Consider the following 16,398-nt stretch of genomic DNA (forward strand, 5'->3'; position numbering starts at 1 on the left):
ACATAAAGCAAAATAGGAGCAATTCCTTCCTTGAAGGGTAATCACTCCTGACTTTTCCTCTTCAATTTTCAGAGGGCTTTCATCTGCCTATTGTTGAATCCTTTATTAATATCCGCTTAATCCAACGTGATTAATTACTCCCCAGTGTTGCCTTCCTATTCATTAGGAACTTAACATTTTAATGATGATAGCAGCATTTACACTGGTTTGCGTGCCTCCTGCCAAAGTCTGAAGCGTAACTGCTGCAGTAGAAGAATGATTTCGAAGTGTAATAACATCGCCGGCTGCTATTGCGATTATTGCCTGACCGTTGTTTTGCTGTGTTCCTGCACCTGATCCATAGACTGTACCCGTAACTGGCGCACCATTTAAAAACAACGCGAATTGGCTTGGTTCTACTCCCGATACGGAAAAAGTAACCTCATAATCCCCTGGACTGGTAACAAAAATTTGAGAAGTTGCAGGAGCATGTGTAATTCCAGATGTAATTATTCCTGTTGAATCAAAAATAACATCAGCCTCTATAGCAACAACTTCAGCACCTTGGTTGTATATATAACCGTACTGGTTCAATCCGCTTCCTTCTCCGGTAGCACCAGTAGGTCCGGCTGGTCCTATCGCACCCGTTTCACCTGTAGGTCCGGCTGGCCCCATTGCACCCGTTTCACCTGTAGATCCTGCTGGTCCCGTCGCACCCGTTGCACCTGTAGATCCGGCTGGCCCCGTCGCACCCGTTTCACCTGCTGGCCCGGCTGGTCCCATCGCACCGGTTGCACCTGTAGATCCGGCTGGTCCCGTTGCTCCCGTTGCTCCTGTAGATCCGGCTGGTCCCGTTGCGCCGGTTGCACCTGTAGAACCGGCTGGTCCCGTCGCACCCGTTTCACCTGCTGGCCCGGCAGATCCGATTGCGCCAGTTGCACCTGTAGATCCGGCTGGCCCCGTCGCACCCGTTTCACCTGCTGGCCCGGCAGATCCAATTGCACCCGTTGCACCTGTAGGTCCGGCTGGTCCCATCGCACCCGTTTCACCTGTAGATCCTTCTGGTCCCGTTGCGCCGGTTTCACCTGTAAGTCCGGCTGGTCCCGTCGCACCCGTTTCACCTGTAGATCCTTCTGGTCCCGTTGCGCCGGTTGCACCTGTAGGTCCTGCTGGTCCCGTCGCACCCGTTTCACCTGCAGGTCCTGCAGATCCGATTGCGCCAGTTTCACCTGTAGGTCCTGCTGGTCCCGTCGCACCCGTTTCACCTGCAGATCCGATTGCGCCAGTTGCACCAGTAGGTCCGGCTGGTCCCGTTGCACCCGTTTCACCTGCTGGTCCGGCAGATCCGATTGCACCAGTTGCACCTGTAGGTCCGGCTGGTCCCGTCGCGCCGGTTTCACCTGCAGGTCCGGCAGATCCGATTGCGCCAGTTGCACCTGTAGGTCCGGCTGGTCCCGTCGCGCCGGTTTCACCACTAGATCCTTCTGGTCCCGTTGCACCGGTTTCACCTGTAGGTCCGGCTGGTCCTATCGCACCCGTTTCACCTGCTGGTCCGGCAGATCCAATTGCACCCGTTGCACCTGTAGGTCCGGCTGGCCCCATCGCACCGGTTGCACCTGTAGATCCTTCTGGTCCCGTTGCGCCGGTTTCACCTGTAGGTCCTGCTGGTCCCGTTGCGCCGGTTTCACCTGTAGGTCCTGCTGGTCCCATTGGTCCCATTGCACCCGTTGCCCCAACTAACCCTCTTGGTCCTACACATATTTTAGGGCATTTGTATACACTTGGCTTTATATATACTTTTTTACAAGAGCATACATTGACATTACATTTACTACATCTATGATTCGAATAATAGTTATAAAAATCCAATTTTCCCACCTCCATCTGTAGTATTATATTCGCGCAAAAGATAGAAGGAGGGGCAATGGTCTACATGACTTACTATAAATAAATGAATAATATAAACCTGGAATTTAATCTTGTCTAAATATGGCTCTTGATTGTAAACGTATCCACTAAAGTTGGATTAGCGAACTTAAGTAGTAAGTATTTACACAGCGAAGTCATTTACACGATTTTTCCACAAGAAAAAACTTGTTAGAATTAGATTTAAGCACGTCTGTTGATTAACTAAAAGTAACCAGTGAATAACATGATCATCTACTGGCTCCAGGCGTATACTTGACTTTGGATCGCTTTGGATAGAGTGACTTCTATACGATTATCGAGATGTCTTAATTATGTAGGAATGCGACTTCGTCGCGTCCCTACATATTTTTTTGGTAATCGTATTGCGACCCTTCATCCGTCGCTCTCCAGATGCAAAAGTACACAGGTTGCTGAAGTTTTTTGTGACGAAAGAGTAGCTTGCTTTTTACCTGGAGAAAGCCGCCAAAGATGCAATTTGGGCGGCTGATGTTTCTTTATGGTTTTCTCTTTTTCACTATATATGGTGAAGTATTGAATACGGCACATAAACTAGCGTATACGCCTTACTAGTGTCCAGCAACTGTACACCGGGTAGCCGAAGCGGTATTCAACTCTTTCAAACATAACTGCATTTTCCACTTCAACATTGTAGGAACGCTACAGGCAACTATTCACAACAGGATTACAGTAAATCTGTCATGGATAGTTAGCCGAAAGCGGGCAAAGATTGTCCAGTGAAAATGAACTACATCCCTCTTGTTGCGATCTTAAGCTGCCTTCCTTTATCACTTTTACCTGTCAGAGCTGGACGGCGCTTTGTGCTTTTTTATTATGCTGTTTTCGAGATTGCCACGACTCCCTTCCACAACAACAAAAAACCGTTAGCAGTTGTCAAATCACAACTGCTAACGGTTAATTATTCATTTAATTGTCGTTTCCAACAAGGGCTGCTAGTGATTCCAGAGCCAGCTCCTCGTCACTTCCTTCTGCAATCAATGTAACTGTCGTGCCTCGTGCCAAGGCAAGGCTCATAATTCCCATTATACTTTTCGCATTTACTTGACGTTCCTCTTTTTTTAAAAATATATCGGCCAAGAACCTATTTGCTTCTTGAACAAAAAGCGCTGCTTGACGTGCTTGCAATCCTGATTTCAACTTCACTTCTACTATTCGTTCTGCCATGAACGTACCAGCTCCTCTCTTGGTTCGACAGCGGATTCACCGACTGCCGATTCCCCCATTGCGAAGGTTTTCCGCAATTTCTTCGATTTTTCTTAATCGGTGGTTCACGCCGGATTTACTCACCATTCCGCCTGAAACCAGTTCTCCAAGTTCCTTCAACGTAATATCCTGATTGTCTACCCGTAGTCTTGCAATTTCTTGTAATCTATCTGGCAATTCAGCGAGTCCGATTGTACTTTCAATAAACTTTATATTTTCAACTTGGCGCTGTGCTGCACCAATTGTTTTATTCATATTCGCGGTTTCACAATTTACAAGCCTGTTCACACTATTTCTCATATCTCGTATAATTCTTACATCTTCAAACTTCATTAAGGACACGTGCGCACCGACAATACTTAGAAAATCCGATATTTTTTCAGCTTCTTTCAAATAAGCAATATATCCTTTTTTCCGTTCAATCGACTTCGCATTCAAATGATATTTGTTCATCAGATCAACTAAGTCTTCACTATGTTCTTTATATATTGAAAAGATTTCAAGGTGATAAGAAGATGTTTCAGGGTTATTCACAGAACCCCCTGCCAGAAAAGCACCCCGTAAATAAGCGCGTTGACAGCATCTCTTTTTTACCAATTCCTTTGAAATCTCATTTTTAAATTGAAATGTCCCTGTCAGAATTAGCAGTTCTTCCAAAAGAGCTTTTGCTCCCCCTCGAATTCGACAAATGTAAACGTTGTTTTTTTTCAAGCGCATCTTTTTCCGAACAAGCAATTCTACTTTATAAGGATACAACCTTTTTAAATTCGTATAAAGGCGTCTGGCAATCGCAGCGTTTTCAGTTTGCACGTCAAGACTTAACTGCTTGTTGGAAAAGGAAAGTGCACCATTCATCCTAATGAATGCCGCTACTTCTGCCTTTATACAACAGTCATCCGCTTCGATCTGCGTCATTTCTTTTTTTGTTTCTGAAGCAAAAGACATGATTCTTCCCCTTTCTCGGCGACGATCACGTCTGTTCCGTTTTGTTTCCGTTTTCCATATAATCTACAAGCCATTTAGCTACTTTTTCGGAGTCATGCATGATAGTTCCATTTAATAATAAGCAAATGTCTTTCACTACGATATTTGGTACAAGTTTTTGAAGTTTTTCCAAATCATTTGCAACAGGCCAAGGAGGTCCCGTCCATTCTTTGCCATTTTGCAACATAGAAAACTCTGTGCCATTCAATAAAACCGTATCGATAAAGGATTCACCCGCATGATCATACAATGCCTGGACATGCTCCGAGGCTGTATAGCGATGTGTTTCTCCTGCTTGCGTTGTCAAGTTGTTAATATACACCTTTTTTGCCTTACATGACAAGACCGCTTTGCGAATTGATTGGACAAGTAATGTGGGCAAGATGCTCGTATATAAGCTACCTGGACCAATAATGATCAGGTCAGCAGAATTAATGGCTTCAATTGTTTCAGGCAACGGTTCAACTTCTTGTGGTGATAAATACACTTTACGAATTTTACGTCCGTAAACAGGAATTTTGGATTCACCCGTCACGATTGTACCGTCTTCAAGTTCTGCGTGCAATGTGATGCGCTGATTTGCAGCTGGTAATACTTTCCCTTTGATGTTCAACACCTTGCTCATTTGTTCGACTGCGCGTGCGAAATCACCGGTGATATCCGTCATAGCAGCCAGCATAAGATTGCCCAGTGAATGACCTTTCAAATCTTCCGATGTTGCAAAACGATACTCAAACATTTCTTCAATTAATGGCTCAACATCTGAAAGCGCTGCCATCACTTTGCGGATATCTCCTGGTGGTGGGATGTCATATTCATCGAGAAGTCTACCCGAGCTGCCACCATCATCGGCTACTGTAACAATTGCAGTCAAATCTACAGGATATTTTTTCAGACCACGCAGTAACGTGGATAAACCAGTTCCGCCGCCTAACACAACGACTTTCTTCAAGTTCCCGGATTTCAGCATAGCGTCAATCCTTTCTCTTTTCAATGTCTCTATGGGTAATGAATGTTCGGTATTCGTCTTTAAACCGACTTCCGAAAAATTCAGCAAGGGTTACAGAACGATGCTGACCTCCTGTACAACCGAACGCAATCACAACTTGCGATTTTCCTTCATTTTTATATTGCGGAATTAAGAACTTGAATAAGTCCGTTAATTTTTCAATCAGTATTTGTGTATCTTTCCATTTCAGTACATACTCATAAACTTCTTTCTCGAGTCCTGTCTTCGGTTTTAAATCCTCGATATAGAAAGGGTTCGGGAGGAAACGTACGTCAAACACGACATCTGCATCAATCGGCATGCCATGCTTAAAACCGAAAGACAAAAAGTTCAGTGTAAAACCGAGATCATCCTTAGAGGAAAACTCAGTCATTATTTTTTCTCTCAATGCCCTTGGTTTTAAACTCGATGTGTTGAAAATTGAACGTGCACGGCCTTTCATCTCAGACAATAGCAAGCGCTCTTTCTTTATACCCGCTAAAGGCAATCCTCCCGCAGACAGTGGATGTGACCTTCTCGATTCCTTATAGCGTCGAACGAGCGTCTCATCGTCTGCATCAAGAAATAATATTCTTGTCGATACGCCCTTCATATGCACTAAATCGTCCAATGCTCCAATGAGCGAATCAAATAGGAAACCACCACGCGTATCCATTACAGCGGCTATTCGGTTCATTTTATTTTCAGATTTCATCATCAAATTCAAAAACATAACTAATAGCTCCGGTGGCAAATTATCAATGCAATAAAACCCAAGATCTTCAAAGCTCTGCACCGCAACCGTCTTACCCGCACCTGACATCCCGGTTATAATAACTATTTCAATATCGTTGGTTGGCGTCCCTATTTCAGTCATTGCCCATCACCTTCCACAGAATTTTGAATTTCCTCTTTCAATAATTTAAATTCTTCGGTGTAAAAGAACGTTCCATACTGTATCCCACTCTGAGAAACCGCAAATAGTAAATTGGTCCGATCTCCTTCCGCCATTGGAAGTGTCTTTATACTTTCAACAGGATGCCATTCCAGCACACCCTCAACTGTCGTTTCAAACGGTTTACCATTTAAGTCAAAAGCAATGAATGTGTGGAGCATCCATTCGTTTTTTACATTCTCCCCAGTTTCATCCGTGATTACCATCGTGTAAATGCCTTTTAAGACAGGTTTAATCGGTACAGCACCGGTTTCTTCAGTGAATTCCCTGACGGCCGTTTCGTAAATAGACTCACCCGGATCCATTTTCCCACCAGGTGCTACATACCATCCACGACGAGGTTTTTTTAACAATAAAACATGATTATCTTTTACGACAAGTAAATTTACGATTCTCTGCATTTGTCTATCCCCACTTTTTATGAAAGCATAGCACTATTATACATCGAACCATTGTAAAACGACAAAAAAAAGGCAATCTACCGGATCATACTGGAAGATTGCCTTTATAAATTAGCTTTATCAAAAGGGGGGTCAATTGATACTTTTACTATACCACCTTGACGTTGCATTACTGTTACAGCCATATTAAGGTTACATTAAGCTTCTGCGCCTAATTTCTCCATCAATTCCTCAACGTATTTCTGAACTGCTTGCGCAGCAATACTACCGTCTCCAGTGGCTGTTACAACTTGACGCAACAATTTCTCACGGACATCCCCTGCAGCATAAATACCAGGTACAGAGGTTTCCATGATTTCATTTGTTGTTACATAACCATTTTCGTCAAGAATTCCAAGTTTAGCAAAAGGAGCTGTTAACGGATCCATTCCGATGTAAACGAACATGCCATCCGCTTCAAATACCTTTTCAGAACCGTCGACAGTTGAAACAAGCGTCACGGAACCAACTTTACCATTTTCAGCATTTACTTCTTTAACGGATGAATTCCATATGAAGTCAATCTTATCGTTAGCAAACGCGCGGTCTTGAAGGATTTTTTGCGCACGTAATTCGCCGCGACGATGTACAATCGTCACTTTATCTGCGAATCGCGTCAAATAAGTTCCTTCTTCCACAGCAGAGTCACCACCGCCTACAACGACGAGTTCTTTCTTACGGAAGAATGCGCCGTCACACACTGCACAATAGCTTACGCCACGGCCAGTAAGTTCTGCTTCGCCAGGAATACCCATTTTTTTGTATTCCGCGCCTGTCGTAATAATAATCGCACGCGCTTTGTACTCTTTATTGCCTACAACAATCGTCTTGTAACTTTCACCGTCAATAACGTCTGTAACATCGCCATAAGCGTATTCTGCACCAAATTTTTTGGCATGATCAAACATTTTTGTAGAAAGGTCAGGACCTAATATATGTTCGAATCCCGGATAATTTTCAATTTCTTCCGTATTAGCCATTTGGCCACCCGGAATTCCCCGTTCAAGCATTAACGTTGAAAGGTTCCCACGAGATGTATAGACAGCAGCCGTCATCCCCGCGGGGCCGGCACCAATAATTATGACATCATAAATTTTTTCAGTTGTCATGTGATTTTCCTCCTCTACAACATTTACTTATCAAATCGTATAGGATACCTAAGTACCATTCAACTTTTCTGCTTATAATGAAAAGCGTAAGGCGCCGTCTTAGACGCGACAGGCATAAGACGGAACGGCGTAGCGGCGTTCTTTGCCGCATAGCTGGATCGACTTATGCCCCAAGCGGCTGGCGCCTGAAGCCTAGACACAATGAAAAGCGTAAGCGCCTTGGTAGACCCGAAAAGCGCTGGAGGGCCTAAAGATAAAGGCGTCCTTTGCCTTAATCTTTAGGACTGAAGCGACTCGAGGGGCTAGGCGCTGGAGTCTAGACAGTAATGAAAAGCGCAAGGCGTCTAAAAGGAACGCAGCTTAAGTGCGCCACTTCCTGTGGCAACAGCTGCATGACCTACATCCTGTAGGCCCGCGACAGGCATAAGTCAATCCAGCGACGTGGCGCTCTTTGCCCGGGAAGGATGCAGTTCAATCCTTCCTAGTTGGATTGCTTATGACCCTAGCGGCTGGCGTCTGGAGCCTAGACAATAAGAAAAGCGCAAGCGCCTTGTTAGACCCGAAAAGCGCTGGCCGACTAAATTCGCCACGTCCTGTGGCAACGTCGGCACTAGTACGTCCTGTACGTCGGAGGGCCTAAAGAGAAAGGCGCCCTTTGCCTTTAACTTTAGGACTGAAGCGACTCGAGGGGCTAGAGCATAGAGTTTCTTGATTACTTTCAGCAAATATTATGCATCAAATCACAAAAAAGTGACACTTCTTTAAAATAAATAGGAAAAAACCATTGAGAAAGCATCAGCCCCAAAATTGCATCTTTGTGTCCTTATGCATTTTGAGCGCGACGGATGAAGGACAATCATACGATTAGCGAAAATGTGTGTAGGGATGCGACAAAGTCGCATTCCTACACATCCAGACTTCTCGGTAATCGTACTTGAAGTCATTCAATCCAAAGCAATCCAAAAGCGCAAATACACAAGTAGCGGACAAGGGGTGACTAATTTTTTTACTGGCTACTTTGGTTAATCAAAGGAACGCAACCTAAGTACACATGTCCTAAAACCTAGCGATTAGGCATCAAATTGTGGTAAATACTCAATCAATTCTCCGACGTACTTTGTCAGCGTCGGGACAGATACACCAAATTCCTTTGCAATCGCTGTTTTTGTCACATCCGGATAACGGGATGACTGGAACATATAATCAGCTGCGGCTGCAAGTGCAGCCGGATTTCTAAACAAATAAGAACGACCTAATGCAGTCTCGCATAAAGTAAACCACATTTGAAACAGATGGGATGCTTGTTTATCGAGCGGACAATATTTGTTGTAAAGTAAGTCCGTCGTTTCAAGCGCCCGCATAAATGACTTATCAAAGTTAGTTTCCGGCATGAACTCATAATCGAGGCCACTTGCCAAAAAAAGTCGCTCATAATTACTCAGCTTTTCGATTTCAATATAGGATGGATGTGAAATGATTTCCTGCTTATGACCTGACTTCCCTAGAAGATAGTAGCCAAACATTCTTTCGCTTCTGTAGGTGTTAGTGATCTTACTCAGCAAAAATCCTCTATCCTGTTCGAGTGAATCAGACTTGATAATCTCTTGGACATCCTTCCAAGGCTCGTAACCAGCCTTCTTCGGATCCAGTTCTATCAATTTCGCATATGCTTCGCGAGCCACATTTTCATGTCCAGAGAAATAAGCTGAATGGGATAGCCAGAAGTAGTAGCCTGCATCCCCTTCAAACCCTCTCTTTTGAAGACTCTTGAGCCATGTATAGGCCTCTTTATGCCTACCAATGAGCGCAAATGTCGCACCAAGTTTATAGCGATTTTCAAATTGATACGGTTTGATTTTTACGAGTAAAGCAAGTAAGGACTCTAATTCCTCTTCCTTTTTTTCATAATAATAAAAGACCGCCAGATTACAAAGTGCATGGATATTACCTTTATTACGATTTAAAACATCATGCAGTAGTTTAGTAGCCCGCTCGTTTTCCCCGATATAAAAATAAGCAAGCGCTAAATTATTATAAGCCGCCCAAAAGTCAGGATAATCGACAATAATCAACTCAAGTAATTTGATAGCCGCCTTGAAATCCCCCGATTCCATAAGTCGACGTGCTTTTTCCTGAAGAAAATACACTTCCCCATCCGGCATTTCATCGTCATTAAATGACTCTTCCTGTTCTGCAAAATCAATAATTTCTATTGAATCATCAGCAAATGGACCGTCTGGATCAATTGATATGTATTTTTCAGCATACATTTTTGCATCTCGCAGCATACCAAGATGGGCATGAACCTCCGCCAAATAGAAAATAATTTCCTCTTCAGTAGGTGCTAATGAATTTGCAGTCATTAGCAGTTCATGCGCTTCCTCAAAACGTCCTTCTTCCATGACGAGCACACCATATTCCATAAGAATTTTCCAATCCTCAGGACTAAGTTCAGATGCTCTTTTCAAATACCGCTGGGCATCTTCATAACGATCGCGTTGCATCGCCTGAATCGCTTTATTATAATAAAATTCACCATCTGGAATGAACGAAATAATTTTTTTATCTTGCTTCTCACGTAGATTATCCAATCATATTCCCCCGAAAAAATAAGAAGGAACGCAAAGCACGTTCCTTCTCGTATTATTCCCATTATACCATAAGATACATCAGCACTATCCGTTTACATTTTTTTCTTGTCGCTCGACCATTTGCTCTTGTGTAAAGATAATTTTAACCGGATTGCCAGCCGCGAACACGCCTGGCGGAATATCACGATTCACAAGGGATGCAGCGGAAATAATTGCCCCGTCGCCAATTTCGACTCCAGGAAGAATCGTCGTATTCGCTCCAATCAATACGTTCTTTCCAATAATGACATCTCCTATACGATACTCATCTATCAAGTATTCATGCGCAAGAATTGTCGTATTGAAGCCAATGATTGAATTATCGCCAACTTTTATCCGCTCCGGAAACATGACATCAGGCATCACCATAAGGGCGAAAGATGTCTTGTCACCCACTTCCATTTTCAAAAACGTACGAAACAAAAAGTTCTTCATTGGGATGAAAGGTGTATACCTCGATATTTGGATAACCACAAAGTTTTTTGCCACTTTAAAAAACGGGACGGTTTTGTAAATATGCCAAAGAGAATTTGCTCCGCCACTTACTACATGCCTTTCAGTACGTCTCAACCTTTTTCACCTTTAACGATATGGAGTAGATCCGAAATATGCTGCAACATATAATCTGGGTTGAATGTTTGTAAAAAAGCTTCTCCTTTTGCCGACCATGCAACACCCGCTGTACGAACGCCCGCGTTTTGTCCGCCTTCTATATCATGGTAGTTATCCCCTATCATTAGGGCTTCATCCGCGGTAACTCCTAATCGCTCGAGAGCTAGTAAAATCGGTTCTGGATCAGGCTTCGTTTTCGTTACATCGTCCCTTGCTATGATTTCGTCAAAGACACCTTCTACATCAAGAAGTTCTAACCCTAACATCACCATATCTTTTCTCTTTGTAGAGACAATCGCCATTTTCATGCCCGCTGCCTTCAACAACTTCATCGTTTCGGACACACCGTCAAACTCGATAGAAAGCTCATCATGCATCGATTTATTCCATAATCTATATTCATCAATCAGTTGTTCCGTCTTTTCAATATCAATCGAACCGAATGATTCATGCAATGTTGGTCCTAAAAACGGGAGTATATCGATTCGATCATATTTACCCGGGTAATGATTTCCAAGGACGTGTTGGAATGTCTGGATGATCAGTTCATTCGTATCCAGTAATGTTCCGTCAAAATCAAATAGTAATGTAGTAATTGGTTTAGCCATCTGCAACCGGAACCTCCTTCTTTTTCTGTTGTTCAGCCCGTTTCCAGACATAAGCGACAATGATCGTCAACACAAAAGCTGTTACGACCCGAATAATAAGTAATGGCAGAATGGGAATGCCTAGTGGGATAAAGATCAGTGTATCTTCAATAACTGCGTGACAGGCAACGAGAAAGATGAATGCCAGTGTCGCATCCTTCTTGCTCACACCATCCTCTTGTACAGCCTGTATCATAACGCCAGCGCCATAAGCGAGACCGATAACTAGACCTGCAACAAGTGTAGTTGAAGCATTCGGTTGTACGCCAATTACTTTCGTAAATGGTGCCACTTTCGCCGAAAATTTTTGCAAATAATTACGATCCTTTAATAACTGGACAAAAATCATAAGTGGAATGACGATTAAGGCTAGTTGTAAGATGCCGAATGATGCTTTCTGTACACCAAGCAATCCAATTTCAAACCATCCATCCGGTATAGCCGTAATTTGCGGAGCCATACCGTATTGCGCCGTCTCCCCTCCGCCTTTCCATAACAAGTTGATGACAATACCTGACATAATAGCTAGCCCATACCGAACAACAACCACGATCCACAGCTTCACGCCGACTTTCAGTGCAACGCCTGTTTCAATGAATATATTATGCGAAAACGACAGCATGACAGCAATGATGAATACTTCCTTCACAGTCATTTCTAACGATAAAATACCAGCTATTGCAGCATATAAATTAAGCATATTGCCAAGTACTAATGGAATTGCAGCTTCTCCACTTAAACCGAATATCCCCATAAACGGCGCAACAAGTTTAATAAGCCACGGCAACACGGGTGTATGCTGTAAAATGACAACGAGTACCGTGATTGGAAAGATGATTTTCCCCAGTGTCCACGTTGTCCGAAGTCCTGCCTTTAATCCATTTTGAAGCGTCCCCATTCCCCAAGCCCCTTTTTATTTATCTTGATACTTCACATTTACTTTCTGAACATACCTTCTCATTATGAATACCACGATTGCCACAAGGATTGTGATGACCGATACTAGCTGTGCCGCCCGAAGTTCACCGATGACATATAAGCTGTCCGTTCGCATCCCCTCGATGAAAAATCGGCCAGCAGAATACCAAACCAAGTAGAAAAGAAACGTTTCGCCACGCTTCAAGTTCACCTTGCGCAACAAGATAATTATGACAAGCCCCACAATATTCCACATGGATTCATACAGGAAAGTCGGGTGATACGTCACGCCTTCAATTGTCATTTGGTTCATAATCCACTCTGGAATAATTGTTGTTTCAAGGAATTTTTCAGAAACAGGCCCTCCGTGTGCCTCCTGATTCATGAAATTACCCCAACGGCCAATGATTTGACCTATCAACAGTCCAGCTACTGCAATATCGGCCACTTTCCAGAATGAAATACCTCTCTTTTTCGTGAAGAAGTACGTCGTAATGAAGGCACCAATTAACGCGCCATGAATGGCGATACCGCCTTCCCAAACTTGAATAATTTGTCCAGGATGGTCCTTATAATAATCCCACGAGAAAATAACATAATAGATTCGCGCACTAACAATCGAGATTGGGACAGCCCAAATGAGCAAATCCGTCAAAAAGTCCGGATGCATCCCACGCTTCACCATTTCCTTTTGAACAACGATGAATGCAAGTACAATCCCCAGCGCGATTAAGATTCCGTACCACCTGACTTCAAGCGGACCTAACGAAAATGCAATCGGGTTTATTGCCAATAAATCAAACATGTATCAACCTATCCTTTCTCTCTCCATCAATCATTTACTTGCGATTCCCTTTGATTTCTGCAGCCAGTTTTTGCGTAAACTCCTCTGCTGCATTAACACCAAGCTTTTTCATTCGATAATCCATTGCTGCAACTTCAATAATGACAGACAAGTTACGTCCAGGTCTTACTGGCACAGTCAACTTCGTCAATTCCGAATCCATAATTTTCATCTTTTCTTCATCAATACCAAGTCGGTCATAAATCTTATCCTGATCCCACAATTCAAGATCCACTATGATTAGAATCCGTTTATCACTCTTCACTGCGCTGGCTCCGAACAATGTCATCATATCAACAATTCCGACTCCGCGGATTTCAAGCATATGTTCAAGAAGTTTCGGTGCATTTCCAATCAACACATTTTTGGCTACCTGCCTAATTTCAACAAGATCATCAGCCACAAGTCGATGGCCCCTTTTCACAAGTTCGAGAGCTGTTTCACTTTTCCCCACGCCACTCTTGCCCGTGATTAGTATTCCAATTCCATAAACATCTACAAGCACCCCGTGCATAGCTTTCATTGGTGCAAGTCTACCGCTAAGATAATTCGTCAGCATACCCGAAAATCGCGTCGTTGGAATATCGGTTTTTAAGACAGGAATGCCACTATTTTCTGCTGCTTCAATTAATTCAACTGGCACTTCCATTTCATGTGCCACAATGATGGCCGGTGTGGTTTCTGAACAAAGTCTCTTCATCCGATCTACCCGTTCCACTTCGGTTAAATTTGCGAAAAACGACAGTTCTGTCTTACCAAGAAGTTGAACGCGATCCGCCAGGTAGTAATTGAAATAACCAGCCATTTCAAGGCCTGGTCTTGAAATATCACTCGTATGTATTTGACGCTCGATTCCCATTTCGCCTGCACATAGTTCAAGAAAAAGTTTTTCTTGAACGTTCTTTACTGTTACATAAGACATTAACTCGCCCCTTTTCTTTATATTCCAACGTCTATAAACTATTTTACCATGCCCATTTTCAAATGAAATGATTTAGTGCCGAAACTGTCCATGTCGACAATATTGGTTGATGTGAGGCCCGGGCCCGAGACAGCAGGAAAACGTTCAACGGATGGGATACTACGAGAATTCAGCTTTAATAGCACCGTAGCGGATCTTGTAAAATAATATCTTATCGAAGAAGGTTTTACAGTCATTTTCGCACATAAAACACAAGAAGCTGTATCACTTGTCACAGGGATAAAGCTTGCAAATAGCATGAACGTTGATGCTTTTGTATCTATCCACGCAAATGTGTTTGATAGTGATTGGAACAGCGCCAACGGAATCGAAACATTGGTTTATTCGGCAGCAAGAAAAGAGACCATGACAATTGCCTCCCTCACACAAAATGCACTTATTGCAGCTTGCAATAGAGTAGACCGAGGCGTGAAGAAAGTGAACTACGCTGTCTTACTAGAAACTAAGATGCCTGCAGTTCACAAAGCATGGGCTTTATGACGAACCCTGAAGAAGCTACGTTATTAATAAGGAAGGCCTATAGGATGGCAGTGCGCGAAAGCGATTTCTTTCGCAGTATCCGCTTGGATTTTACGAGGCAAGAAATGAGTAAACTTTTTTGATAGGGCATGATTAAATGTCCTGGTAGATAATAAAACTGTAAGGGCTATCTGCTGGATTATTGCAGCAAGCAAAACTGATTTTGGTTAATAACCAGATGTGATTTTCTTATCTCTTTTTAAAAAAGAACTGCTCCAACACCGATTTCCCGGCGTTGGAGCAATTCCTTATATTTATTATACTTTATTCCTTTTTCGCATTATAACAAACAATAACGGAACCCGTTTTCGCTTCACCAAAAATGTGCAGCGGAGATGTATTTCCTTCTATGTCCTTATTAAAACGGATGGTCCGTTGAAGTAATTGTTCTTGCTCGATAGAACGATCAACATCATCAAGCTTCAAGTCCAATTTACCCATATTGGATGCAATTTCACCTGATAGAGCAACTCCTGCTGGAATGTAAATTTCAACTGAACCGCTCATTGTTTTCGCTTCAATCTTTTCAGCTGCCGGATCTGTCGTCGTCACAACGACATGTCCGTTTAACGATTGTGCTTCCACATTCTTCACAGCCCCATCAATGTACACGCGCCCGTTCAAAGTTTCTGCTTCAATCGAAGTAGCAGTCACTCCATTAAGACCAATCGAGCCATGCACTGTTTCGAACTCACCTTTTTCGAACGTCAATCCAGCAATTTCAATTTTCCCGTTTGCAGTCTTCACTTTTACTGTTTCTGCTGTTGCGTCTTCCATCTTAAACGAGCCGTTCAGCAAACGTGCAGAAATTTTGGCGTAGTCCTTTTTCGGGATGAATAATTCAACATTTACTTGAACCATTTTCAAATCGCTTGAAATTCTTATTTTCCCTTCGTCATTAACAAACAATAACTTTTCAAGAAAATCTTTTTTCGCTTTTTCTTCGGACTCACTATTAAAGACTTTCACTGTGAAGTCAGCACGTACTTCTTCTGTTTCTCCCGTATGGAGTGTTACTTTACCATTGTCGATATCGATGATTACTTCTTCGATTCCAGCTGCCGGTTTGGTAATTGTATGATTAAACGTAACTGCGTTGCCAAAAGGCGAATCAAAGTCGAATGATTTCACTCTTTGAACAGCAGTCTGCATGAATTGCATGAACCGGTCTCCTACATTGCTAAAATCCTTACTCAAATCTTCAAGGAATTCATCCATAGAAGGTTGATTTTGATCCTTTTCTTCGATAATAGGCTCCGCCTTTTCGAATGGATCTGCTTTTGCTTGTTTTTGTTCATTATATTGTTGTTGCCCTTCTTCAGTTACCTGTTTAGCTTCAGTGTTTTTTTCCACTTGACTTGTTTTTCCTAATGTTTCTAGAAGTGTCAATGCTTCCTCGGTCGTGATTGTACCATTTTCCAGCATTGCTAAAATCCGTTTCCGTTCATTTTGCATCATTACGCCCCCTAGTATTGTGGTGTTTCAGATTTCTCGATAATTTTATTTCTAACTAAATTGGTTGAAATAAAGAAACCCATCGAATTCGCTACGGCGCTAAGGGATACATTTCACCATAAGACAGGTAGCTACGCAACCAGTCTTATGATTTCAGCTGCCCCTTGTAAGGCGCCTTCACACAGT

Annotated in this window: 15 protein-coding genes; 1 reads left to right on the plus strand and 14 read right to left on the minus strand. The window is 42.9% G+C overall.

The features are described 5' to 3' along the window. Positions 1 to 162: 162 nt before the first annotated feature. From FQ087_RS23260 to hprK, 13 genes are all read right to left on the minus strand, one after another. Positions 163 to 1,698, minus strand: coding sequence for a BclA C-terminal domain-containing protein (locus FQ087_RS23260; protein ID WP_304624771.1), 1,536 nt, complete (start codon positions 1,696 to 1,698; stop codon positions 163 to 165). 1,134 nt (positions 1,699 to 2,832) lie between these two features. Then, positions 2,833 to 3,090, minus strand: a complete 258-nt coding sequence (locus tag FQ087_RS19615; protein ID WP_149582291.1) for an HPr family phosphocarrier protein — start codon at positions 3,088 to 3,090, stop codon at positions 2,833 to 2,835. A gap of 36 nt (positions 3,091 to 3,126) precedes the next feature. Then, on the minus strand, positions 3,127 to 4,074 hold the full coding sequence (whiA, locus tag FQ087_RS19620; protein WP_149582292.1) for a DNA-binding protein WhiA: 948 nt from the start codon (positions 4,072 to 4,074) through the stop codon (positions 3,127 to 3,129). A gap of 25 nt (positions 4,075 to 4,099) precedes the next feature. Then, on the minus strand, positions 4,100 to 5,083 hold the full coding sequence (locus FQ087_RS19625) for a gluconeogenesis factor YvcK family protein (RefSeq protein ID WP_149582293.1): 984 nt from the start codon (positions 5,081 to 5,083) through the stop codon (positions 4,100 to 4,102). Positions 5,084 to 5,087: 4 nt separating this feature from the next. Continuing rightward, complete coding sequence (gene rapZ / locus FQ087_RS19630) at positions 5,088 to 5,978, minus strand: RNase adapter RapZ (protein ID WP_149582294.1); 891 nt, start codon at positions 5,976 to 5,978, stop codon at positions 5,088 to 5,090. Further along, a complete protein-coding gene (locus FQ087_RS19635; protein ID WP_149582295.1) occupies positions 5,975 to 6,457 on the minus strand; it encodes an NUDIX hydrolase in 483 nt (160 codons plus the stop codon). The genes rapZ and FQ087_RS19635 overlap by 4 nt, the downstream gene beginning before the upstream one ends. Before the next feature lie 197 nt (positions 6,458 to 6,654). Then, positions 6,655 to 7,605 (minus strand): thioredoxin-disulfide reductase, encoded by a 951-nt coding sequence (trxB, locus tag FQ087_RS19640; protein WP_149582296.1) that lies wholly within the window; start codon positions 7,603 to 7,605, stop codon positions 6,655 to 6,657. A gap of 1,070 nt (positions 7,606 to 8,675) precedes the next feature. After that, on the minus strand, positions 8,676 to 10,196 hold the full coding sequence (locus FQ087_RS19645; RefSeq protein ID WP_149582297.1) for a tetratricopeptide repeat protein: 1,521 nt from the start codon (positions 10,194 to 10,196) through the stop codon (positions 8,676 to 8,678). Between the two features lie 84 nt (positions 10,197 to 10,280). Beyond that, positions 10,281 to 10,805 carry an acyltransferase gene (locus FQ087_RS19650; protein ID WP_149582298.1) on the minus strand — a complete coding sequence of 175 codons (525 nt, stop codon included), beginning with the start codon at positions 10,803 to 10,805 and terminating at the stop codon, positions 10,281 to 10,283. Next, positions 10,802 to 11,455 (minus strand): pyrophosphatase PpaX, encoded by a 654-nt coding sequence (gene ppaX / locus FQ087_RS19655; RefSeq protein WP_149582299.1) that lies wholly within the window; start codon positions 11,453 to 11,455, stop codon positions 10,802 to 10,804. The genes FQ087_RS19650 and ppaX overlap by 4 nt, the downstream gene beginning before the upstream one ends. Then, complete coding sequence (locus FQ087_RS19660) at positions 11,448 to 12,392, minus strand: nucleoside recognition domain-containing protein (RefSeq protein ID WP_149582300.1); 945 nt, start codon at positions 12,390 to 12,392, stop codon at positions 11,448 to 11,450. Before FQ087_RS19660 ends, ppaX begins: the two co-directional genes overlap by 8 nt. 15 nt (positions 12,393 to 12,407) lie before the next feature. Further along, positions 12,408 to 13,217 (minus strand): prolipoprotein diacylglyceryl transferase, encoded by an 810-nt coding sequence (lgt, locus tag FQ087_RS19665; protein ID WP_149582301.1) that lies wholly within the window; start codon positions 13,215 to 13,217, stop codon positions 12,408 to 12,410. A 34-nt stretch (positions 13,218 to 13,251) separates the two neighbouring features. Then, entirely contained in the window at positions 13,252 to 14,178 is a 927-nt protein-coding gene (gene hprK / locus FQ087_RS19670) for an HPr(Ser) kinase/phosphatase (protein ID WP_149582302.1), read from the minus strand. 213 nt (positions 14,179 to 14,391) lie between these two features. Here hprK and FQ087_RS19675 point away from each other — a divergent pair, with 213 nt between their 5' ends. Continuing rightward, positions 14,392 to 14,718, plus strand: coding sequence for an N-acetylmuramoyl-L-alanine amidase (locus FQ087_RS19675; protein ID WP_149582303.1), 327 nt, complete (start codon positions 14,392 to 14,394; stop codon positions 14,716 to 14,718). Positions 14,719 to 15,021: 303 nt separating this feature from the next. Here FQ087_RS19675 and FQ087_RS19680 read toward each other — a convergent pair whose 3' ends face one another. Further along, complete coding sequence (locus tag FQ087_RS19680) at positions 15,022 to 16,212, minus strand: DUF4097 family beta strand repeat-containing protein (protein WP_149582304.1); 1,191 nt, start codon at positions 16,210 to 16,212, stop codon at positions 15,022 to 15,024. Between the last annotated feature and the right edge of the window lie 186 nt (positions 16,213 to 16,398).

Origin of the sequence: Sporosarcina sp. ANT_H38, assembly GCF_008369195.1 — a bacterium.
Taxonomy (GTDB): domain Bacteria; phylum Bacillota; class Bacilli; order Bacillales_A; family Planococcaceae; genus Sporosarcina.